The sequence below is a fragment of the Paenibacillus vortex V453 genome, assembly GCF_000193415.1.
GTDB classification, from domain to species: Bacteria; Bacillota; Bacilli; order Paenibacillales; family Paenibacillaceae; genus Paenibacillus_AQ; species Paenibacillus_AQ glucanolyticus.
This window is the reverse complement of record NZ_ADHJ01000014.1, coordinates 279,119-301,444: the sequence shown is the minus strand read 5'-3', so window position 1 is coordinate 301,444 and position 22,326 is coordinate 279,119. Positions and strand designations below refer to the sequence as shown.

Sequence of the window (22,326 nt, the reverse complement as noted above, 5' to 3'; positions counted from 1 at the left end):
GGAAACAAACCGTAAAATAAGAATGGCGGTGCCAGGATATTATCCCTTTAGCACCGCCATGTCTCTGTAATTCATTTTAGATGGGTGAGGTAAGGCTGTTCGTCCAGTGAGCAAATCTGCTTTTGGGACATCTCCTCATGGTGCAGCTACTCTGGTTGCGATACATTCGCAGCCGGAAACCGGATAACAGCCTCGGTTCCACTCCCCTTTTCGCTCATAAAATGGATGGTCCCACGCATCGCTTCAATAATCCGGAAGGTAACCATCAATCCAAGCCCCGTCCCTTTGGACTTATTCGAGAAATAAGCCTCACCGAGTCTTTCCAGATCACGGGCGTCCATGCCAATGCCATTATCCTTAATGTGAATCACGACTTCTTCCGACTCGGCATACGCCCAGATGCGAATAATCCCCTCTTCATCCAATGCCTCTATGCTGTTCTTGACGATGTTAATCATCGCCTGCTTCAATTTGGAAGAGTTGCCGTTAATATATAAATCCTTGGTATCATCAAGCTTGATTGTCCCCCCGCTAAGATTCGCAAGCGGAAGCAGGATTCCTTTCACGTGCTTAAGCTCCTCATACACATTCAGCTTGACCTCATGCTCCAATTCAGGCTTGGCAAAGGTGAGGAAATCCGTGATGATGGCGGACGCCCGGTCCAGCTCCTTCAGCGCCAAGCCAAAGTACTCCTTCTCGGTCTCCTTGGAGTTTTGTGACAAAAGCTGCATGAAGCCGCGCGTCACTTGCAGCGGATTGCGAACCTCGTGTGCAACCGAGGCGGCCAGTTCACTGATGATCTCCATTTTCTCCGAACGCTGGAGCTCGTTATTAAACATCTCGAGCTTCCGGGAATATTGGACCACTTGCTCATGACTGCGGACAAATTTGCGGCCAAGCATAACGATCAGGGAAACAATCAGCGCGATAACGCCCCATTTCCATAGAAAAAAATCATATTTCTGGTCTTTATAATAGAAGGCCAGCAAATCTCCCAGCGTTGTTAACGCCATGATACCAAAGCCAAATGAAAAGATATAAGCATCCTTATTCCGCTTGGAAGCATAGAGAATCGTGGTTCCAACCAGCAGCAGGAGCTGCAGAATAATCAGGACGCCCAGAATTTGCACCGAGACGAGATAATAAATGTCATAGAACTGATTGCCGCTAAGCAAGTTCACGACAAGGAATATAACACAAGCCAGGGAATAGATCATCTGGAACCTTCGGCAATATCGAATCAAACGATAAGGACCGGAACCATATATTTTTTCGAAATAATAATACATCGCCGGCAGCACCGTTAAAAGCGCAACATCAAATGCCGTAACCCACACATTTCCGAGATCACCGTAGAAGGTATACAAGAAAGGGGAGTACGTAATAAGCAAGGCCCCGCTTGCCAGTATCACCACACTAAGTGCAAGCCAGCTGGATACCGTATGCTTCGGAAGAAACAGGCAGCAGCAGAACATCACCACGGCAATAAACAGAAATGAGCTCCCTAATATGAAATCTTCCAGGTCGTTCTTGATGAACGCTCCCCGCAGTTGGTCATATTCGCCAAGTCTGACGTTGCTGTCAATGCCCAGCGTTATATCACTGACGCCGCTCATCCATAGGTAAATGGTCTTTCCGGCGTCCTCCGGATGAATGGGGAGCAGCAGCGAATGGTTTGTATACATATAGTCTCGCTTGGCTTCGTATAACAGCTCATTCTCCAGAAAAACCATAACATTCTGTCCCTTAATGCGATCAATCATGATAGCGGACTGACTCCACGGAAACTTGGGCAAGGTAAAACGATTCCATGCCGAATATACCCCATCTGACTTTGGGGGCCCCGTTTCATCTGGTCTTCCCTCTACCCATCTCCCTGGATCCTGGATATTGGCTGGCGAAACGACGTCCTGTGGTTCCAGATCCCGCATATACTGCCAGTCGGGGATCAAGATTTGAGCATCGTATGCGTCCGCTTGTTCCGGTGACATCATGGATATAAACAGCAGCAGCGGCAGCACCAGCAGGAATATGTATTTGGGCATATCCTTCATCTAGTCAGCACCTCTAACCGTTATCATAGTCAATAAAAATGCGTTGCCTTCCTCGCTATGTCTAATTCGACAAACTTCGTGTCCATTTACAATCAATATAACATGAAACGGGTGTTGCGTTCGTAAAATTTTATTACCATATGGCAAAATAAAAAGGGACTGCCCGTAACCTAAAGGTTTAAGAGCAGTCCCTTGCATCATTAGTGCGCAGAGCTCGAGGCAAGACCAACTTTATCAACCATCCGCTGGCTTTCCTCATTAAGACCAACCAGGGTGGTTTCTTTTCCAGCTTCCTTGTATTTGTTCACTACCTTGGAAATGGCGTTCGTGGCTGACTGATCCCAGACATGGGACTTGGAGAAATCAATCACAACACATTCCGGATCCTCATTCACATCAAACAGGTCTACGAAATACATCATCGTTCCAAAAAATAGCTGCCCTCGGATCTCATATACCTTCGTTCCATTCGGCTGCGTGTGCGGAACCGCATGAATACGGGCCATCTTCCAGCCGAAATTCAGTGCGCTTAAAATAATGCCAATCATGACCCCGATTGCCAGGTTATGTGTTGCAACGACAATGATCACTGTTGCCAGCATGACAATGGCATCCCCTAAGGGCACCCGATGAAGCGTGCGGAGAGATCCCCATTCAAACGTACCGATCGAAACCATGAACATCACGCCCACAAGAGCGGCCATAGGAATCTGCTTCACAACATCCCCCAGTACAATGATGAGGAATAGCAGGAACACACCGGATACCAAAGTAGATAATCGGGTGCGCCCTCCCGATTTTACATTAATGACGGTCTGCCCAATCATGGCGCATCCTGCCATACCGCCGAAAAATCCAGTAATCACATTAGAGAGACCTTGACCACGAATTTCACGATTCTTATCACTGCCCGTCTCCGTCATCTCATCCACGAGTGAAGCCGTCAGAAGCGATTCCGTTATCCCGACTACCGCAAGTGCAAGAGAGATAGGCAGTATCGTCAGGATCATATCCAAACTGATGCTTACATTCGGTAAATGAAAGAACGGAAGGGTCTGCGTAATGTTGCCCATGTCCCCCACCGTTTGGACAGGCGCTCCGGACCAAACGGCGATGATCGTCATCACGATAATGGCAACAAGTGCGGATGGAACGGCTTTGGTCACCAGCGGCAGCAGATAAATAATGAGCAGCGTTCCGACCACCATCAAGTACATGGGCCACGATTCCCCTTTGAAATTCGGAAGCTGGGCCAGAAAAATAATGATTGCCAGCGAGTTCACAAATCCGGTAATGACCGGCTGGGGAACAAATGTGATAAAACGTCCGAATTTGAGCGCTCCCATCACCATCTGCAAGAGCCCAGTGAGAATGGTTGCCGCGTATAAATACTCAATCCCGTGTTGAACCACAAGCGGTCCCATCAACGATGCCATGGCCCCTGTCGCCGCAGAAATCATGCCTGGACGCCCGCCAAAAAACGAAATGCTGACAGCAATCACGAAGGAGGCATAGAGCCCCACCATAGGATCCACGCCCGCCATGATCGAGAACGCAATCGCTTCGGGTATGAGCGCAAATGCTACCGTCAATCCGGATAAAATATCTTTGCGCGAGTTGCCAAAGAAGCCTTGTTTAATCCATTGAAACAAAGTCATAATCACTTCCATTCTATTGTAATGGTTGACAATCCACTCTCAGAATTGTCGGGGCCGTTAATCACTTTTTTGATTATAGCGGGATCATTTATAAAATTCATTATGCAATTAAGCGCATATACCCCATAAAATCCTTTATTTCCTCCTGCTTAGCTACTCTTTCGTCCATTTTCCTATTCTGAGGATTTTCATAATACGCGGAATGACAGGGCATGCTAACACTTACTTGGTTCACCATAACCTGGACGTTTCGGGATTCATTCTTGTTTCAGCGGGTAAAGTCGAAGTATAGAAAAATTATTTCATATGGATTGAAGGAAGGAGCTGTGCAACATGCGAGATGAAAACAATCGTAATACGCTAGCGGATTTGACATATTTGGAATTTGAGGCCAGTCGAAGAGTAGAGGATGCGGACATGATTCCGAAGGATGATCTGAGGGATGTGAACACCTACACGGAGCAAAGTCTTAGCAGTGAGCATGCGGATCATATCGCATACGATCTGAATGAAGCAGCTCCTGCGGACGCGAAACCCGAGGAACGTTTGAATCCCGATCGCAGCGCCATCGATGCGTGGGAGGCTACCGGTGCTGAGCCCGATCAGCGGACGATTGCCGGCGAGAGGATCTCTTCGTCTGCGGGAATCAAAGAAACGGACCGACTGCAGGCGGATCGATCAGTCCACGAAACCGTCAACCGGGATGTCGCGGATGATGTGGCTGATCGGGAATGGCGGGCCATTGAGGCAGAGCCCCCTACTCGCCCCGGTGATGAAGTCATCGCGGAGTACGCTGGGGACAGGGAGCAGCGGGTTGCGGCCGACGCTGCATTAACCGGCAGCGGGACTGCATTTCTTAATCAGGACATATTTAAGGATTACCCCTCTGAAACGGATCAATATATGCCGCTCGAAGATATACCGGATGCGGACGCCATCTCGGCCAATAGCCCGGTGGACCCTGCAGCACCGCCAGATGAAGGCATGCACGGAATTGATCTTCTGAACGGCAGTCATGGCGAGGAGGATTAAGTAATAGCAGAAGACCCGCCTCTCCCATATGAGAAGGCGGGTCTTCTGCTATCCATCTATTTTCCGAATATGATATCCAGCCAGCCGAGAAAGGACATCCACAGCAAAATGCCGATCAGCGTGCCCCATATGAGTGCTGTTAATATATTTCCCTTTCTTTCCATGCCTATGCCTCCCATACATCCATCTTTATAGTAAACCAGTATGGGTCAAACTATCAGTTCTTATACCAGCCGCTACCTTTTTCAAAGACTTGATTTAATAGGAGGAACAGCCGATGAAGAAGCAACCTGACGAGAACAAACGTTTAGTGACCGAACGCGACATTGATGAGGAATTTGGTCTGTTTAAGGAAGATTCATACCCGGACAGCATTCCCATTCCTGACAGCATCAAACACGAGAAACCCGATGGCAGTGAAACCAGTAACCGCGGAAACGACTCCTCATCCTAAAACTTTATGATCAACATGATGGAAACGTGAATCTCTTCTTTCACCCCTGCCATACCTTCCAACATACACTACACCATACGACCCTGGAAGGATGATGATTAAGATGAAAGGATTGCCGCTCCATCACGGAGGACATAAAATCACGCTGCAGCAGCGACTGTCTTCCTTAACCGGACATCTGGTAGAGATCAACGCTCCCCATACCGGGTTAGAGCCCGGGCGATTGCAGCGGGTATTCCCGAAAAATTTTGTTAAGGTACAAGGTGAGCTCTTCGTGCCCTCCAGTCTCAATTCGATCCGGGTATTTGACGTCAAACCGCCAATGAGAACGGTACTTGTGGGGGTACGGACCACCTTCCCTACCCGCGGCGCCTTTAATCGGATCCGGCTTGTTAGAATCGGAGCCGATTTTATTGAGCTGCTCGCCAAGGACAAGAACCGTTCGCGAATTCTGCTTCCCTTAAACAAAGTGGAGGGCATATTCCCGGCAAAATAAGCGCTTAGCCCTTCCAGCTTCTCTTGCTAGAGCCTCCGGACTGATGCCAAGTCCCGAGGCTCTTATTTTAAGTTGCAGAAAACAAAGGGTCTGTGTTCCGTGAAGATTTGCCGATAAATGCTTCTCTAATGTATACTCTATGTTTTCGATTTTCAGTACTTGTCCAACCTGTGTTAAGATATGATTCAGATGAAATATTTAAGGCTTGATTAGGAATAGCACAGGAGGAGTCAAAGATGTTGAAACGTAGAACACGCTGGATGCCCGCTCTATTTGTAGTACTTGCATTACTGCTCATAATGACGGCATGCGGCCAGAATGACAAGGGTACCGAAGGTGGCGCTGCGGGCGGCACCGGCACCTCGAACGGGGCTGCTCCCGAAACGGAGCCGCCGAAGGAGACGGAAGTTAAGCAGAACGTTCCTGACCCGAACGCCAGTCATCCCATCGTCACAATTGAGATGGAGAACGGCAAAACGATAAAGCTGGAGCTTTATCCTGAAGTTGCACCGAATACGGTAAACAATTTCATCTCGCTGGTGGAACAAGGCTTCTATGACGGGACAGGCTTCCACCGCGTCATCCCCGGCTTTATGATTCAGGGGGGCGACCCGGATGGAAATGGAACAGGCGGACCCGATTACGAGATTGCAGGAGAATTCACATCCAACGGATTTCAGAATGACCTGAAGCATACAACAGGCGTCCTGTCCATGGCACGAGCACAGGATCCCAACTCCGCCGGCTCGCAATTCTTCATCATGGTGGCGGATGCGCCATCCCTGGATGCGGAGTACGCTTCCTTCGGAAAGGTTATTGAAGGAATGGAGGTTGCAGAGGAAATCGTGGGCTTGGAGCGGGATCAGATGGACAAACCGCTGGAGGTTCCCGTCATGAAAAAAGTGACGGTAGATACACTCGGCAAGGACTATCCGGAACCTAAGAAGCAGGAATAGAGATCTCCCTGCCAGTCCTGCCATAAACAAACGGAATAGGACCCGACGCATTCATTATGCGTACGGGTCCTGTTTTTTTAGGTCGCCACCCGTAATCAGCTGTTACGAATGGGCTGGTTTCTCTATGACATACAGGCAGGTGCTGTCGGGCAACTTCACCGGCTGACCTTCCTCGTCCATGAACACAATGCGATCGGCCAATGCTTCCGCATACCCTTCCTGCAGGTAATGCTGCTGGACCCGGATAATCGCTTCTTCTCCTAATGTCTTACGTATACATTCTTCGTACTGTGAAGGCGTGAAATAGCCAAACTGCTCCTGCACCTCATGAACATAAGCTTCGGCTCCCCAAGTATAGGTGTACAAAAATTCCATCGCATCGTTCACAGGCAAACGCACTTCATCCTGAGCCAGCTGCTCGTAAACAATCTCTCGTCCCTTGAAGTCGGACGCATACCGAAGCAGCCATTCCAGACCATCCGCTTCCCGGAAACGGATCCTTCTCATCGTATCCACCGGCTCGGTCATAATCCCGTCCCGAATAATGATGCGGCCGCCAGGTCTAAGCACCTCGTAGGCACTGAATAATGCCGCCTCTACCGTAGCCCTATTGAAACGGAAGCCGTCCATCTCAATGTAGGAGTACAGCTCATGAATGATCGAGGAGAAGATTACAGTGTCGACACTGCCCGGCTCCACATATTCCCTAAGACGAAGCGCATCTCCCTTCAGTACCTCCCATGGCTTATGCTCCAGACGTTTGCGTTTCTCCAAAGCTTCAATCACATTCGAGGATATGTCGATCCCGACCGGACGCACATGCGGCAGCTGTTCCTCCATCAGATCCAGCAGCACGCCGCCGCCAGGACCAATATCAAGCACAACCTCTCCCGTGATATAATCCAGAATCACTTTCTTGTAATCGCCTGTACTGTTCATATCGTTCAAGTAACTCTCTTCATTATGAAACCGGTCATACGCATCCCGGCGCAGCCCGAACAGGTCGAACAGCAGCAGCACCGCCTTCTCATAGAGTGGAGACTTCTCCGCTTCGATGCAGAACTCGATTAATTTCTCGGCCGCACGAGAGAATTCAAAGGTAAAGAATACCGTGTCCGGCAGCTCCGGCTTCCGTTCAATCCGGTGACTCAGATGAGGATTGACGGTAGCTGGCCCATGAAGGCAAGTATTCCAATCCATTTGGCGCAAATATTGCTCGATCATTCTTTTTTTGTATACGTTCAGCTTCTTAACGCCTTGATAATCGTAATACATATCGTTCATCAACGGTTCGAAGCTTAAGTGGCTCACAGAACCCGGATTCACCTCCTCCTGCTGCCTCTCCCTGTACAACTTCTTCGGGTGAAGGGCAAGCAGAAGAACCTTCATAAACTCTTCCAGTGAGTAATCCTGCAATGCGGCTTCGACATACCAGAGCGTCATATTCTGAAATCCGTGAAGCGCATGCGTCAAATCCGTCTGCTGACGGATCTGACTCAGCTGCCGGTCGAAGTCCTCGCCCCGGGCAATGGAGGCGGTTCGAAGACGGCGCAGACGGTCCTCATACGTCCACATATTCGGCTGCGTCCCAGTTGCGAGACGGCGAATGAGCGCCGTGACTTCTTCCTGAACGGAATGCCAAAGCTCTTCCGATACGGCACCGACGATGCAGTGGTTTAGGGGGATCAGCAGCCGGATCAGCTCATCTGCTGTCAGTTGTCCCTGTTCCACCAACTGAAGCAGGGGCAGGTTTTCCTCAAAAGGCACCTCTCCCCGAATGTGTTGACCCACCAGTCCGTGGGTAAGAATGAGTGTGTGGACCATCTCTTCATGCGGGGTCATGACGCCTCCGGTATCCCGGATATGTCTCTCATACAGCTGGGCAGACCCGATATTATGCAGGAACAAATTGACCCCTGACTGCTGCCAGCGAAGGCGATCCCGCATGGTTCCGCCCTTGGCGGTTTCAGCCCACATCAGCACTTCCTCCAGCAGTTCCTTGATCCAATAGGACACAGGCAGTGAATCCAGTATCTTTAACGTGCGTTCTACGTAATCCAGCACAGGGTTTGCCGCTGCCAATTGTCCGATGGATGTAATTCGTTCCAGGTTCACGATTCTTTCTTCAGCCGATACCAGCTTCATCAGCCACGAATGAGGCTTTGCAGCCGTCTCATCCCCCTGACGAATAGCGGTAATGGCATCCAGTGCGTGCAGCATAGTTGATCCTCCACTTCCTGTATTCCTGTAATCAAATGAACGGTTATGTATTTCATGCTGCTACGATTATAACAAATTCCCAGTCGATGGATCGCCACATTTGGTAGTTGGTATAGGATCAGGGTATACTGGTCAACGAAACCATATTTTTTATTTATGTGAAGGAGTGAAGGTCATGAGCCTAAAAAATAAAACAGCCCTGATAACGGGTGCAGGTAAAGGGATCGGACGCGCCCTAGCCATCGCTCTTGCCAAGGAAGGCGTGCATGTTGGGCTCGTTGCCCGCACTGCCTCGGACCTGGAGCCGCTTAGCGCCCTGATTGTAGAACAATATGGCGTCAGAGCGGTAGCTGCTGTTGCCGATGTTTCTGTGCAAAGTGAGGCAGAGGCAGCTTTTGCCGCGGTGAACATGGAGCTGGGCTCGGTGGACATTCTGATTAACAATGCGGGGATTGCCCAGTTTGGGAATCTGCTGGATATGGAGCCGGAAGCATGGAAACGCATCGTTGATGTCAATCTGATGGGCACTTATTATATGCTGCGCGCAGCGCTGCCTGGCATGATTGAGCATAACAAGGGAGATATCGTCAACATCTCCTCCACGGCCGGAGAGCGTGGTTTTGCCACGGGGTCTGCTTACAACGCTTCTAAATTTGCCGTTATGGGACTGACTGAAGCCGTACTGCAGGAGGTACGCAAACATAACATCCGTGTAACCGCCCTGACCCCAAGCACTGTCAACACGGATCTTGCCGTTAACGCCGGTCTTAAGATTGGGGACGAGGACCGGATGATGCAGCCGGAAGATGTGGCCGAGCTTGTGCTGGCGGCACTCAAGCTGCCGCAGCGGGTATTTGTCAAATCCGCCGGGATTTGGACAACAAACCCGCAATAAAGACGCGCTGAGGCTGGCGTTATATTGCTATATTGATTCAAGGGTGTTTCCTGGCCACTGGCCACGGGAGCACCCTTTTTGCGTAATGCGAACATAACTAGCGGTAATCATAGGTTGGTGGAATCCCGATTCTGTTTTCCATACGGAATCAAGTGTCAACACTGCAAGGTCATGATATAATGACATGGTCTAACACGAACAGCCGGATATTCACCTTAAGGTAACACTCATGGAAAGAAGATGACTACAGCATGATCGCCGACATTTTACTCGAAGTGGTTCTCCCCATCTTTGTCCTGATAGGCTTTGGCATCATTATGCAATATGCCTTTAAGCTCGATTTGTACACACTCGCGAAGATCAACTTTTATTACATTACGCCTGCAGCCGTATTTATGAGTATGTATAAATCCAAGATGTCGCCGCAGCTGCTGGGCATGGTGGCCTTGTTCTATGCGCTCTATATCGGTGTCCTCTACCTGATCAGCACGCTGGTTGCCAAACAGCGCAGGTTCAATCGGGGTATGAAGGCTGCGTTTACCAATAGCCTGCTGCTGGACAACTCGGGCAATTACGGCCTTCCGATCAATGATCTGGCCTTCAAGGGCGATCCGATGGCCGGCTCGGTTCAAGCGCTCATCATGTCCTTTCAGAGCCTCCTTACGTTCACGTACGGAGTTATTTCCATTCAAGGCGCCAAGACGGAAGGGTTATACAAACAAGCCATTATCGGCTTCTTGAAAATGCCCGTCCCCTATGCCCTTGTCATCGGAATTCTGCTGCATGCCCTGGCTCTGCCGCTCCCGGTCTTTATATCACAGCCGCTTACGTATGCGGACCAATCCATGGTGGCAATCGCTCTGCTGACGCTGGGCGCACAGATTATCAAATATCCGCTTCGCCTGCGCCGCCTTGATGTGTATCTGAGCGTTCTGCTGCGTCTTCTGGTTGCGCCTGCGATCGGCATTCTGATTGTACTGCTCCTTGGGCTCAAAGGCATCCCGGCTCAAGCGCTCATTATCGCCTCCGGCATGCCGGTCGGGGTAAATTCATCCATTCTGGCGGAAGAATATCAAAATGAACCTGATTTTGCTGCACAAACCGTCCTGATATCGACCATACTAAACGTAATTACGATTACCGGCTTAATCACATTAGCCAAATTTATAGCTTAACCGCTAACTCAGCTCTGACTAGGAGGAAATTACATATGAACTTTGATCTTGCTATTGACCGTAACCGAACCGCCTGTGAGAAATGGGATAACGTTCCCACCGTCTTCGGCGCGCCCGACTGTGCTCCCGATGTGGGTGGCGGACATGGATTTTTCAGCACCGCCGGCTGTCATTGAGGCACTCCATAAACGGGTGGAACACGGTGTGTTCGGATACACCTTCCCGACCGAGTCGTACCGGGGGGCCATTGCTGATTGGATGAAGAACCGCCACAGCTGGACGATCCAGCAGGAATGGATTCAATTCTGTCCGGGTGTGGTTCCGGCACTCAGCCTCATCGTGGATGCATTCACCGAGCCAGGTGACCAAGTCGTCATCCAGACACCGGTTTATCCGCCGTTCTACCGCGTCGTACAGGAGCATGGGCGTGAGCTTATACATAATCCGCTTCGCCTGAGCGAAGATGGGGATTACTCGATGGATTTTGAGGATCTGGAGAACAGCTTCTCTACCGGCAATGTCAAAATGATCATTCTGTGCAGTCCGCACAACCCGGTGGGCCGGGTGTGGAGCAAAGAGGAATTGGAGCGTCTGGCCTCCCTGTGCCAGCAATATGATGTACTCGTTGTATCCGATGAGATCCATGCGGACCTTGTATTCGAGCAAGGCTGTCATACACCATTCGCAGCTCTATCGGAGGATGCCGAGGGGCGTTCCATCATCTGCACCGCACCGAGCAAGACGTTTAATATCGCTGGCCTGAATACGGCGAACATGATCATTCCGAATGCACAGCTGCGCAGCAAGTTCCGTAAAATACTGAATCGATACTCCATCGGCTCTATCACACCAATGGGTGCTGCTGCCACCGAGGCCGCTTATCGTGAGGGCGAGCCATGGCTGGATGAGCTCCTGGTATACATTCGCGGGAACATGGAGCTTGTTCGGAATTACGCACAAGAGCACCTGCCTGAGCTGAAGGTATTTATGCCGGAAGCTACTTACCTGCTATGGATCGATTTCCGGCAGATGGGCTTGTCCCACGAAGAGCTGACCCGCTTCCTGGTTCATGAGGCCAAGCTTGGATTAAACAGCGGCGCTTCCTTCGGCAAGGATGGCGAGGGCTTTATGCGCATGAACTTGGCTTGTACGCGCGCCACCGTTCAAGAGGCGCTGTCTCGCCTGCATCAAGCCATCGAGGTTTGGCGGAAAGCGTAAAATCAATTAGCGATCTAACGATAAACAGGGGCCGTCCCAGTCACTTGACCTGAGGCGACCCCTTTGTCTGTTATAAGGACGCTGCGAGACAAAGATTCTTCCGATCGCTGTTGACCCCGAAATCCTGATTTATCTTAAAGGAGCCCACGGCCATTAACCCTGAATACCTTGGGCTCCCTTCACATTATTCCCGGCTAAAAGCGGAAATTTCTGCCGCTTTCCCCATGCATGCCCGCTTGGCAGCAAACATATTTTCCGTCAAAGGCTACTGCAAATGCTTTGCCAAATACTCGCCGTTTGCCTTTAGCAAGGGATAGGCTCTGGCCGATACCGCCCCACTCTGCTTATGGCTATCCAGCAATTTCATAAAGCCGTCCAAATGGTGGGCTGCCTGCTTCTTGTTCCCTTTCTCTTCGAAGCGGATGACCGAATCCAACTTTGCAACCAGCGAACGGGCAGCCCCTTGGTTCGCAAATTCACCTGCCTGCTCCAGTTGATCCACCAGCCCTTTCAGGTGCAGAGAACCGGTATTTTCCAGCTGGTACGTCCCTTTAACAAACTGATACAGCCAGTCATACATCATTCGGATATCCGGATCCTGGCTTGTCGCCGCATCTCTCAACACCGGACCGGAGCCCATGTAATACGCTTTGAACGCATCCTTCATATACCCGTACTTTACGCCTCCGTCCAGATATTCCTTATACCGATTACGGAATACTTGATCGCTCAACATCCGTCCGTCAAATTCGATCTCAACGCCCATTCCGAACCGTTTGGCTGTGTAGGCCGCATCGTCCAGACGCTCATTACCCATGTCTTCGAAGAAATAGTTCGGCTGGAATGCCACCGCATCAAATCCGACCTCATCCCACATATAACTCTTATAAGCCAAGAAATGAGGGATCCAGAAAGACTTCAGTCCTTCGTCATGAATTTGGCCATTCACATATTTCAGCATATCCGGTCCGGAAGCGCTTGTGCTTACCTGTTCGGACAACCAGTATAAACCGACCAGCTCCAGGTTCGAGTATTGGTTAGTGTCCCAACGCTGCAGCACTTCGTCCATCCACCAGCGGATCGCCTTTTGCCTGTTCGCCATGGCCGACTCCTCGCCAATAGCCCCACCATTAAAGTTTTCGGAGATTCCATCTCCGTCCACGTCACCAAAGTCGGTTTGATACTCACCTGTATCCGGGATCATTACAACGACTTTGGTTTTGTGGTCAGGCTGTCCCAGCTTGACTCCTATCTCCTTGGTGGCTTCATTGAGCTGGTACATCTCACCATCCGCGTCAAACGTCTTGTCAAGGTACCAATTCCAGTCCTTCAGGTTCGCGCCGCCGCCATAGTCACGCCCATCCGGCGATATCAATCCGAGCGTAAGAACCCCGTCAAAGAGCCAATCCACCGGTTCTCCATCCTGGTTCACGTAACTGATCTGGGGAATGATCTCCTCCTTGCTCCAGTCACCTTCCCCATTCGCATACTGTCCATTGTACAAGAGGGACAGATTATGAATGCCCGCAGTTGCCTCTCCCGGCTGCAAATAGTTGAAGTCTTGCGCCGGAAGCTGGACCGCGCCGGAAGCTTTGCCATCCGTACCGGTGATCTCGATTTCATCGATGAAGGTCCAGGCTCTTGTATGCATAGAGAAGGTCACCTTCACATAACGCGCATAAGCGAACTCCGCCTCATCAAAACCGGGTACACCATCTGCTTGACTATCCCAAGCGTAAGTTTCATCTACAGGCGGACCATCCACCCATAATGTCTGTGTTGCTTTATTCGTCAAGTTCGCCCAGTGAACATTATCGTCCGAGACGTACATCGATACCGTTAAGGGAAACAGAATCGCTGAACCCGGCCAATCCTGCAAAAAACGCGCGTTAATGCCCGAGATGGATTTGGGTTCGCCCAGATCAAACACGACCTCCCGCGTTTTTTTGCGAAGATGCCCGACCCATGCAGGATCAAGCACGTTGCGAGTTCCGTGTATTCCGTCATTCAGCTTGTTTCCCGGATCGGGATAAGCACTTTCGGGAGCTTCCGACCAAGTGTAGGTTGCATCTCTTGCCAGATTTCGAACTCCCGGTTGAGTCTCGTCTGCATACGTTAAGGGAACAATCGAGAACATCATGACCAACATCATGGCTAAGGATATCCGCTGTTTTATAGAACGCATATTGAATTACCCTCCTCATATCAATCTTCCTGATCGCTCACCACTCTTCATCGTGCCGAACTATCCATTCTCCCTATATCCTTGCCGGCACAGCAGGCTCACTCCGTTACGTCATCTCACCCCCTTACATGCCTTCAAGTATCTTTATCTTTGCTCTGTTACTCCCCTGCGCTTTCCCTAGTTCAAATCCACTGCCGCTTCAATCGACTTCCGATAACGCTCGGTAATGTCCTGCGGGCGTGTAATCGCACTGCCGACCACCACAAACCTGGCACCGGCATTGAGAGCCTGAATCATCTCATCTGCGCTGGTAAACCTGCCCTCCGCTATAACGGGGAGCCGCGTTTCCTGCACCAGCCGGGCAACCAATCCAATATCCGGTTTATGGGTGTCGAGACTGTACGAGGTGTACCCCGACAACGTCGTGGAAATATAGTGAACGCCTAAATCGGCAGCATATAACCCCTCTTCCAAAGTGGATACATCTGCCATCACATGGATCCCCTGACCCATCAGTTCCTCCACAACCTCTTTCAGTGTTCTTCCATCCGGTCTCGGCCTCCGCGTCCCGTCCATGGCCACGATATCGGCGCCTGCCTCATGGACAGCAAGGGCATCCTCCAGAGTCGGCGTGATGTAAACAGGATAATCTTCGACCTGCCGTTTCAGCAGGCCGATAACCGGAACGTTAACAGCCGCTTTAATCGCGGAAATATCGGCCGTCCCATTGGCCCGAATGCCAATTGCGCCGCCGAGCACGGCTGCTTTCGCCATTTCGGCCATATGCAGAGGCCCAAACAGCGGCTCACCCTCATATGCCTGACAAGACACCACTAATCCTCTATCTGTAATCATTCGCCTCATAATTAGCTCCTACATCTGTTTTAGAATGAAATGTGTGATCGATCGCTTACTTCAGCCCCGTAATGGTAATACCTTCGATAAACTTCTTCTGAACGAAGAAATACAGGATGATGATCGGAATCGTAAACAGCGTAGCGGCTGCCATTAATGGCCCCCATGCCACCCCATTCTCCCGAATAAACTGCTTAAGCCCGATAGACAGTGTCCATGTCTCCTGGTCGTTAAGATAGATCAACGCTCCTTGGAAATCGCCCCATGCGGCCAGAAACGTAAACAGTCCGATTGTCAGAAGGGCCGGCTTGGCAAGGGGCATCACAATTTGGGCATAGATGCGAAACTCCGACGCACCGTCGATTTTGGCAGATTCGGTAAGCTCCATCGGAATGCCGTTAAAAAACTGCCGGATCAAAAACACATTGTATGCCATTCCCGTACCGAACCACGCAGACAGCACCAGGGGCCAGTTGGAATTCAGCAGATTCACTTTGTTGAATACAACATACAGCGGTATCATGGTTACCTGCATGGGAAGCATCAGCGTGCTGAGCATCAGGATAAACAGCAGGTTTCGGCCTTTAAATTGGATTCGCGAAAAGCCGTACGCCACCAGCGGTGACAACAGGACCACGCCGGCAACACTCATCAAGGCAATCACGACGGTGTTCCAGGTGTATTTAATGAACGGGATCATGCTGACCGCATTCACGTAGTTATCCCATATCCATTCCTTGGGGATCCATTGTATCGGAATAACAAAGATTTCATCCTCCGTCTTGAAGGTCGTCAGCAGCAGCCACGCAAAGGGTGCCAGAAACAGCAGACCAACGATGATCAATAGCAGATGCGGGAGGATCTTTCTGCCGATGGATGCCGTGTTCATTATTTTTCACCTCCATAGAAAACCCACCTGCTGGATGTCTTGAAGATTAACAGGGTCAGGAGCAGGACAATCACAAACAATATCCATGCCATGGCTGAAGCGTACCCCATCTTCAGGAACATGAAGGCATTTTGGAACAAATAAATTGCATAGAACAAAATCGAGTTCCCCGGTCCGCCAATGGCCTGGTTGCTTGATTCCGCAAACACATAGCCTTGGGAGAAATATTGGAAGGAGCCGATGAGCCCCATAATGAGCTGAAAGAAGGTCATGGGCGAGATGGCGGGCAATGTGATATGCCAGAACTTGTGCCATTTGTTCGCTCCATCAATGGAAGCGGCCTCATAATACATCCTGGGCACTTCCTGCAGTGCCGCCAAATACATGATCGTAATGGTTCCAGTCCCCCAAAAACCCATCAAAATCAGCGAAGGCTTGGTCCAGTTCTCGTCCATCAGCCAGTTCGGCTCCGGCAGGCCGATCGCACCCAGCATCTGATTGACCAGACCGTACTGCGCGTTCAGCAGCCAAATCCACAGCAATGACCCCGCTACAGCCGGGACAAGTGTGGGCAGGAAATAAATCGTCCGATACAGGGACAGTCCTTTTACGCTTTGATTCAACAGCAGAGCAATGCCCAGTGCGTACGCAAGCTGCGGAAAGAATCCGAACAAAGCCATGAATGCGGTATTGTACAGAGAGGAGAGCATCTTGCCGTCTTGGGCCATATCCGCATAATTATCCAGTCCGACCCACTGAGGCGAGGTAAACAGGTTATACTCCGTGAAGCTGTAATACAATGACGTGATGATCGGATAGAGCTGGAAGACCAGGAAGCCGAATATCCAAGGACTTAAAAATAAAAGTCCGATGAACAGCCGTTTCCTTTCCCTGCTTCTCATACCGCTCCGGGGTTCCAAACGTTCCATGTGACATTCACCTCCAAGTGAAAAAACAACAGCATGCAAAAGGAGCGGCTTGCTTGCTAAACCATCGTGCTCACCGCTCCTTGCATCATCAGGATTATTTCTTGTCTGCGATCGGCTGCATTTTGTTCACGACATTATCCATTGCTTCCTGGGCCGTTATCTGCCCTTTGAGTGCCTTCTCCGTCTCTTCGTTCAAGGTCTGCAAGTATTCGTTAATGTAGATGCTGTTCGGGAAGCCCTTCAAATTCGGGTTTTTAGCGCTTTCATAATAATCCCACAGTTCCTTCACCTCTTGATTCTCCGTAAGCTTCGGATTATCGAGTGCTTTCGTTAGAACCGGGATGGAACCGAACTCAATGCTGTATTCAATCTGAACGTCCTCACCGAGCAGGTACTGCATCACCTTCCATGCCTCATCCTGATGCTTCGCCTTGGACGGAATGAACATGGCAATCGGACTGACCATGCCGGAGCCTTTGAGCTCAGGGTTCGCCGCCGGATACGGGAATGGTGCTACTCCCACTTCCTTATCCTCGCCGCGATGCTCCACATACCAGTTCTCCCAGCCGATAATCATGGACAGCTTGCCGGTCAGGATCGGATCCTGCGGAGTCTCGAGGCCGCCCATGCCCGATTTGAATTTATCGATGCTCTCCTGCCCGAATTCCCGATAATAATTCATTTGATAATCGATGGCCTTCACATTCGCTTCCTGGTTCGCCGTCAGCTTCCCGCTGCCGTCATCCCATGAACCGTTGAAGATGATCGGCCAGAAGACATTATCGATCCAAGGGTAATCCGGTATAAAGCCCATTTGCGTGATGTTTCCTTTAGCATCCTTCTTGGTCAGTTTCTTCGCATATGCGAACAGCTCTTCAAGCGTCTCCGGCGGAGCTGTCAGCCCTGCTTCCTCAAACGCTTGTTTGTTGTAGAACAATTTGTTGGCCATGCTCATAGAGATCGGTAGACCGAATATCTCATGGTTGACCTTCATGCGATCCAGCGCCGCAGGAATGATCTGACTGGTGTCATAACCGTCGCGCTTGATGAATTCTTCTAGGGACTGTACCGCACCGGCAGCGGACCACGGCCCGATATTATTCCACTGCGTTACGATGATATCCGGAGCACTGCCCCCTGAAATCGCGGTTAATTGTTTCTGATGATCCTGGTTGCTGAGTGTCTTGACTACGATGTCGTCCTGGCTTTCATTAAATTTCGCTATAGCATTCTCAATCGGCTTCGCGTTTTCTGCTGTAGCAGAGCTCCATAACTGAATTTCCACCTTACCGCCCTCGCCGGGTTTTCCGGCAGTGCCGCCAGCTCCGGAACATGCGCTCAATACGGTCGTGAAAGCTAACAATAACAGGAGCATAACGTGAAACGTCTTCTTTCTATAGTGCCTCTTCAAATGACTCACCCTCCAACATGTCATGGATTTTACAATTCGTTATGAAGAAAAAATCCTTCTAAACAGAAATTAATGGATATTTTCTCTTTAGTCAATCCTTAATTTTCTAATTTTTATTTTAATAAAAACGCAAAAAAGGCAAGAATTTTCAACACAATCCTTGCCCCACATATGATTTCACGTTTCAATGACATACCCATAATCATAAAAATAAATATTTATTTAATAATAAAATTATGGAGTAATAATTCTTTTATATCATATACTGCGAACAAGATGACTCTCCGTAATGCCATACTTGAGCGGCTGCTCCGATCACACCTGCGTCACTTCCAAAGTTAGCGGGAATCAGACGACAGCAACCCCTCATATATGAAGAAGTTCTTGCGTTGACTTCCTGATCGAGTGCCTGCAAGAAACGGGGACCGGACTGCGCCACGCCACCGCCGACAACAACAGCCTCCGGATTAAATGTATGTATATACCCTGCAATAGCGGAACCGAGTGCCCGAATGACGATTCTCATCACTTGCGTTGCAGACGGATCATGCTGATGCCAAGCCTGAATAATGTCCCGGGCATTAGGCCTCCACGCATATGAAGCGCTTCCATTACGCTGCATCTCAAGACCCAGTCTGGCAATCCCGCTGCCTGATGCATACAACTCAACGCATCCATTGTTCCCGCAGCTGCAGCGGGGACCATTAATATCAATACTGACATGACCCAGCTCGGCCGCTCCACCAAAGACACCTCGAATAAGACGGCCCGCTTCCATGACTGCACCGCCAATTCCCGTGCCCAGCGCAAGACATACAAAATGGTCGCAATCCTTGCCAACACCGTACATCTTCTCGGCAATCGCAATGACATTAACATCATTGTCAACATAAACCGAAGTGTTGTAGCGACGGGCGATCATTTCTTTAATGGCTGTCCCCGTCCAGTCCGGCAGCGTATCTCCCGCATATCGAACGGTCCCTTCCCGGTAATCGATTTGACCGGCGCTGCCGATGCCGATGCCCTGGATCTCTTCTTCTTGATCAATGGATTCCATCATCATGTCGATGCCAAGCAGCACTTTGTTCATAAGCTGCTCCGGTCCTTTATTCGCCTCGGTTGGCACCCGATGTCGGTTCGTTATATTCCCTTCTCTATCGATGACGGCAAACTGGACCTTCGTCCCCCCAATGTCAACGCCGATCGCGTAACTCATCGCCAGGAAACACTCCCTTCACTCCCTTTTATGATCAAAAATCCAATAGCTCCTTCTGTCCGGCACCTCTAAGCGCGTATGTGAATCGATTCCGGGGATCGATTCACTAGTACAGCTTATCTACAACCGACCTCGCGGTTTTCTCCAGCGACTCTGAGGCATCCACCTTTTTCATCGTTAAGAGCGTGGTCAGAATGTTCAGCATATACGTCTGCATGAATTTTGTCGCCAGCGCCCCGCCCTCCGTCGGCATTTCGCGTGAAGACACCAGAAGAACCGTGTCGGCGTAAGTGGCAATCGGAGAACGGAGATGACCGGTCAAGCAGATGACATCCGCGCCATTCTTCTTCGCTTCCTTCACTGGATCGACCAGATCGCGCGTACTGCCTGAAGTCGAAATCGCAAAAACCAGATCCCCTTTCTTCAGCAAAGAAGCCGACATCGCAATAATGTGCGAGTCCCGGTGCGCTTCCACATTCAGCCCCAGTCTCATCAGCTGATAGTGCAAATCCAGGGCCGTTATACCGGATGAACCCACGCCATAGACATACACTTTGTTTGCGGCTAACAGCTTATCCACCGCCATTTTCAGATTATCCGTATTGACCAGATCCAGCGTGTTCTTCAGCAGGATCTCATGCTGCAACGTCAACTTACGGGCAACGGTCATCATGTCATCCTGCTCATCGATGGAGGTATCGATCACAGACGGAGGGCGATCCACCAGATCCTGCGCCACCGAGAGCTTAAACTCATGAAAGCCCCTGAATCCTAATTTGCGGCAAAATCGGATGACGGAGGTCTCGCCAACTCCCGCTTTCTCGGACAAATCCGTTACAGTTGCCAGTACCGTTTCTTCCGGATAAGCTTTTACATAATCAGCTACTTTCTTCTCCGTCTTGGTCAGAGAAGAATAGATGCTGGATATCATCAGCAGTGTATTGGATTGATTCAGTCTCGGGCCTACTCTTGCCATTCCACGTCCCTCATTTCTCTCTAAACTAACACAAAAAGAATATTTTCTCCTTAATTATATATTAAAAAAGAGTTTTCTTTCAATCCTAAAAAAAAGAAGCTGCCAGTATCCTGTGGCAGGATCTGCAGCTTTACTGGAGAACACTTTTTCCAGAACGTAGCGGTTAACGCACTCGCTCTTATGGCAATTCGGGTCCTAAACTCTCCGCAGGACATGACATGCGGATACCTTCCAAATCTGCAGCACGGGGACACACTCTTTCGCGTGCAGTCCGCTCTCTCTTACATCATGGTTCCACCCTCGTCTGTACCAAGGGTCAAATCCTCACTCTGGACGGCTCCGTTCAGAGTGTCACCAGCCATCGCTCCCCGCTCGAGCTGATATCCCGTATCCAGCATCGATCCATCCAGCTGATGGAGATGCTGGCTGACTTCATCCATCTAGCTTAAACGCCAGACGATATTGATAGGCTTAGCGAATATTCGTCTTTGTTGAGCGGCCTCATCCAGCTGCTCAAACACCGTTTTGTTCTCGCCCAGCACCTGCCGATACTGCTCCGCCGTAGCAGTTCGGATATCCTGCACAGCATCCATCATGCCGTGCAGCACGATACGACAATTCACCAGCTCCTGCCGGGCGGAGGAAGAGGTTTCAGATGTAACCGCAGCCTGCAAGTTCTGAAGCTCGGTGTAGAGCTGGCTGAGCTCGCTGACAATCAACCCAACTTCATCCAAACGGCCGTTCTGCCCTGCAGCGGTCAATTGACTGGATAGCTGGTTAAGTCTCATGGACATGTTTTGAATATGACTCATCACGATTCCCCTTTTTTCGGATAGCGTCCGTTTTACGAATAGAATGTGTTCAACCATGAATTTCTATTCATGTTGATATATGGTCATCAGGCAGGTCTGCTGGATCACAAGGCGGGATGCCGATATAATAGAGGATGACTGAAGTTACAATTGACCTTACTCCAAGCACGAAAGTAGGTAGATTAAAGAATCCGCATGATTAAACGCAAAAAAACGACACTATTCCTTATTGTTGCCCTATTACTTGCCATATTTTATATGCAGCTGCAAACCTCGATACCGGGAATTTTCAACGATCTCGATTTTGATTTTAATCATAAAGAAACCCCTAAAGTTACCCAGCTCCACCCCTACGTGTTACAGCAAAAGAACGAACTCGTCCGTCTCACCAAGGAAAAAGGAATTACGATCGTCATTACCGATGGGTACCGAAGCCATGAGGAACAGACCCGAATTTACAATCAGGGCCGCAGTACAGCGGGCAATATAGTGACCAACGCCAAGGCAGGCGAATCACTGCATAATTATGGCTTAGCCATTGATTTTGTCACTGAAGCAAAAGGACGGCAGCATCATCTGGGACATGGAATATGACGGGAACGGAAACGGCAAGGCTGACTGGATGGAGGTTGTGGAGATTGCAAAACATTTAGGCTTCCAGTGGGGCGGCGATTGGGCCAACTTTCCCGATTATCCGCATCTGCAAATCGATTTCGGACTGACGATACGGGATTTGAAACGGGGCAAGCTCCCTCCTATGGAATCCCATGAATATTTGGAAGCAATAAAATGAGAAATACAAAAATAAGAGGGTATCGATAGAAGGCTCATGTATTGTACATGGGTCTTCTTTTTTTTGTTCAACGATATTTCGCAGGCGTGCTTGACATCCCAT

The 22,326-nt window shown here is 50.0% G+C and carries 18 protein-coding genes and 2 pseudogenes; 8 read left to right on the top strand and 12 right to left on the bottom strand.

All coding sequences use genetic code 11. The features are described 5' to 3' along the window. Positions 1-146: 146 nt before the first annotated feature. The gene (locus PVOR_RS08215; protein WP_234972806.1) at positions 147-2,045 is read right to left on the bottom strand and encodes a sensor histidine kinase; all 1,899 of its coding nucleotides are present in this window, start codon (positions 2,043-2,045) and stop codon (positions 147-149) included. A gap of 209 nt (positions 2,046-2,254) precedes the next feature. Continuing rightward, positions 2,255-3,712 carry a SulP family inorganic anion transporter gene (locus PVOR_RS08210; protein WP_006208685.1) on the bottom strand — a complete coding sequence of 486 codons (1,458 nt, stop codon included), beginning with the start codon at positions 3,710-3,712 and terminating at the stop codon, positions 2,255-2,257. 333 nt (positions 3,713-4,045) lie between these two features. Here PVOR_RS08210 and PVOR_RS08205 point away from each other — a divergent pair, with 333 nt between their 5' ends. The 4 genes from PVOR_RS08205 (at position 4,046) to PVOR_RS08195 (ending at position 6,650) form a co-directional block, all read left to right on the top strand. Further along, on the top strand, positions 4,046-4,744 hold the full coding sequence (locus PVOR_RS08205; RefSeq protein ID WP_006208684.1) for a hypothetical protein: 699 nt from the start codon (positions 4,046-4,048) through the stop codon (positions 4,742-4,744). Positions 4,745-5,021: 277 nt separating this feature from the next. After that, the gene (locus tag PVOR_RS30980) at positions 5,022-5,198 is read left to right on the top strand and encodes a hypothetical protein (protein ID WP_006208682.1); all 177 of its coding nucleotides are present in this window, start codon (positions 5,022-5,024) and stop codon (positions 5,196-5,198) included. Between the two features lie 103 nt (positions 5,199-5,301). Further along, positions 5,302-5,694: a hypothetical protein gene (locus PVOR_RS08200; RefSeq protein WP_006208681.1), complete on the top strand. Its 393-nt coding sequence runs from the start codon at positions 5,302-5,304 to the stop codon at positions 5,692-5,694. 236 nt (positions 5,695-5,930) lie between these two features. Then, on the top strand, positions 5,931-6,650 hold the full coding sequence (locus PVOR_RS08195) for a peptidylprolyl isomerase (RefSeq protein ID WP_006208680.1): 720 nt from the start codon (positions 5,931-5,933) through the stop codon (positions 6,648-6,650). Positions 6,651-6,752: 102 nt separating this feature from the next. Here PVOR_RS08195 and PVOR_RS08190 read toward each other — a convergent pair whose 3' ends face one another. Then, positions 6,753-8,870 carry a class I SAM-dependent methyltransferase gene (locus PVOR_RS08190; protein ID WP_006208679.1) on the bottom strand — a complete coding sequence of 706 codons (2,118 nt, stop codon included), beginning with the start codon at positions 8,868-8,870 and terminating at the stop codon, positions 6,753-6,755. Positions 8,871-9,045: 175 nt separating this feature from the next. Between PVOR_RS08190 and PVOR_RS08185 the strand changes: the two genes are divergently transcribed. The 3 genes and pseudogenes from PVOR_RS08185 (at position 9,046) to PVOR_RS08175 (ending at position 12,158) form a co-directional block, all read left to right on the top strand. Beyond that, positions 9,046-9,765: a 3-ketoacyl-ACP reductase gene (locus tag PVOR_RS08185; RefSeq protein ID WP_006208678.1), complete on the top strand. Its 720-nt coding sequence runs from the start codon at positions 9,046-9,048 to the stop codon at positions 9,763-9,765. A 251-nt stretch (positions 9,766-10,016) separates the two neighbouring features. Beyond that, the gene (locus tag PVOR_RS08180) at positions 10,017-10,940 is read left to right on the top strand and encodes an AEC family transporter (protein ID WP_006208677.1); all 924 of its coding nucleotides are present in this window, start codon (positions 10,017-10,019) and stop codon (positions 10,938-10,940) included. Between the two features lie 35 nt (positions 10,941-10,975). After that, a pseudogene (locus tag PVOR_RS08175) lies at positions 10,976-12,158 on the top strand (MalY/PatB family protein). Between the two features lie 265 nt (positions 12,159-12,423). Here the strand turns inward: PVOR_RS08175 and PVOR_RS08170 are convergent. The 9 genes from PVOR_RS08170 to PVOR_RS08135 all read right to left on the bottom strand — a co-directional run bounded on the left by PVOR_RS08170 (position 12,424) and on the right by PVOR_RS08135 (position 21,431). Then, positions 12,424-14,343 (bottom strand): DUF4855 domain-containing protein, encoded by a 1,920-nt coding sequence (locus tag PVOR_RS08170; RefSeq protein WP_006208675.1) that lies wholly within the window; start codon positions 14,341-14,343, stop codon positions 12,424-12,426. Between the two features lie 177 nt (positions 14,344-14,520). Next, a complete protein-coding gene (locus PVOR_RS08165; RefSeq protein WP_040680339.1) occupies positions 14,521-15,207 on the bottom strand; it encodes an N-acetylmannosamine-6-phosphate 2-epimerase in 687 nt (228 codons plus the stop codon). Positions 15,208-15,253: 46 nt separating this feature from the next. After that, positions 15,254-16,087, bottom strand: a complete 834-nt coding sequence (locus PVOR_RS08160) for a carbohydrate ABC transporter permease (RefSeq protein WP_006208673.1) — start codon at positions 16,085-16,087, stop codon at positions 15,254-15,256. Continuing rightward, positions 16,087-17,016 carry a carbohydrate ABC transporter permease gene (locus tag PVOR_RS08155; RefSeq protein WP_006208672.1) on the bottom strand — a complete coding sequence of 310 codons (930 nt, stop codon included), beginning with the start codon at positions 17,014-17,016 and terminating at the stop codon, positions 16,087-16,089. The genes PVOR_RS08160 and PVOR_RS08155 overlap by 1 nt, the downstream gene beginning before the upstream one ends. A gap of 94 nt (positions 17,017-17,110) precedes the next feature. Next, a complete protein-coding gene (locus PVOR_RS08150; RefSeq protein ID WP_036641285.1) occupies positions 17,111-18,427 on the bottom strand; it encodes an ABC transporter substrate-binding protein in 1,317 nt (438 codons plus the stop codon). 253 nt (positions 18,428-18,680) lie between these two features. Further along, positions 18,681-19,643, bottom strand: coding sequence for an ROK family protein (locus PVOR_RS08145; protein ID WP_006208670.1), 963 nt, complete (start codon positions 19,641-19,643; stop codon positions 18,681-18,683). A gap of 106 nt (positions 19,644-19,749) precedes the next feature. After that, entirely contained in the window at positions 19,750-20,619 is an 870-nt protein-coding gene (locus PVOR_RS08140) for a MurR/RpiR family transcriptional regulator (protein ID WP_006208669.1), read from the bottom strand. Between the two features lie 281 nt (positions 20,620-20,900). After that, complete coding sequence (locus PVOR_RS31525; protein ID WP_006208668.1) at positions 20,901-21,059, bottom strand: hypothetical protein; 159 nt, start codon at positions 21,057-21,059, stop codon at positions 20,901-20,903. After that, complete coding sequence (locus PVOR_RS08135; RefSeq protein WP_006208667.1) at positions 21,060-21,431, bottom strand: hypothetical protein; 372 nt, start codon at positions 21,429-21,431, stop codon at positions 21,060-21,062. It abuts the gene before it with no gap. A gap of 195 nt (positions 21,432-21,626) precedes the next feature. On the opposite strand from PVOR_RS08135, the pseudogene PVOR_RS08130 reads away from it, so the two are divergent. After that, positions 21,627-22,224, top strand: a pseudogene (locus PVOR_RS08130) (M15 family metallopeptidase). Positions 22,225-22,326: the final 102 nt, after the last annotated feature.

Coding starts and splice junctions, on each gene's coding strand:
- PVOR_RS08215 (WP_234972806.1), bottom strand. CDS start 2,045: ATGCCCAAATACATATTCCTGCTGGTGCTGCCGCTGCTGCTGTTTATA.
- PVOR_RS08210 (WP_006208685.1), bottom strand. CDS start 3,712: ATGACTTTGTTTCAATGGATTAAACAAGGCTTCTTTGGCAACTCGCGC.
- PVOR_RS08205 (WP_006208684.1), top strand. CDS start 4,046: ATGCGAGATGAAAACAATCGTAATACGCTAGCGGATTTGACATATTTG.
- PVOR_RS30980 (WP_006208682.1), top strand. CDS start 5,022: ATGAAGAAGCAACCTGACGAGAACAAACGTTTAGTGACCGAACGCGAC.
- PVOR_RS08200 (WP_006208681.1), top strand. CDS start 5,302: ATGAAAGGATTGCCGCTCCATCACGGAGGACATAAAATCACGCTGCAG.
- PVOR_RS08195 (WP_006208680.1), top strand. CDS start 5,931: ATGTTGAAACGTAGAACACGCTGGATGCCCGCTCTATTTGTAGTACTT.
- PVOR_RS08190 (WP_006208679.1), bottom strand. CDS start 8,870: ATGCTGCACGCACTGGATGCCATTACCGCTATTCGTCAGGGGGATGAG.
- PVOR_RS08185 (WP_006208678.1), top strand. CDS start 9,046: ATGAGCCTAAAAAATAAAACAGCCCTGATAACGGGTGCAGGTAAAGGG.
- PVOR_RS08180 (WP_006208677.1), top strand. CDS start 10,017: ATGATCGCCGACATTTTACTCGAAGTGGTTCTCCCCATCTTTGTCCTG.
- PVOR_RS08170 (WP_006208675.1), bottom strand. CDS start 14,343: ATGCGTTCTATAAAACAGCGGATATCCTTAGCCATGATGTTGGTCATG.
- PVOR_RS08165 (WP_040680339.1), bottom strand. CDS start 15,207: ATGAGGCGAATGATTACAGATAGAGGATTAGTGGTGTCTTGTCAGGCA.
- PVOR_RS08160 (WP_006208673.1), bottom strand. CDS start 16,087: ATGAACACGGCATCCATCGGCAGAAAGATCCTCCCGCATCTGCTATTG.
- PVOR_RS08155 (WP_006208672.1), bottom strand. CDS start 17,016: ATGGAACGTTTGGAACCCCGGAGCGGTATGAGAAGCAGGGAAAGGAAA.
- PVOR_RS08145 (WP_006208670.1), bottom strand. CDS start 19,643: ATGAGTTACGCGATCGGCGTTGACATTGGGGGGACGAAGGTCCAGTTT.
- PVOR_RS08140 (WP_006208669.1), bottom strand. CDS start 20,619: ATGGCAAGAGTAGGCCCGAGACTGAATCAATCCAATACACTGCTGATG.
- PVOR_RS31525 (WP_006208668.1), bottom strand. CDS start 21,059: ATGGATGAAGTCAGCCAGCATCTCCATCAGCTGGATGGATCGATGCTG.
- PVOR_RS08135 (WP_006208667.1), bottom strand. CDS start 21,431: ATGAGTCATATTCAAAACATGTCCATGAGACTTAACCAGCTATCCAGT.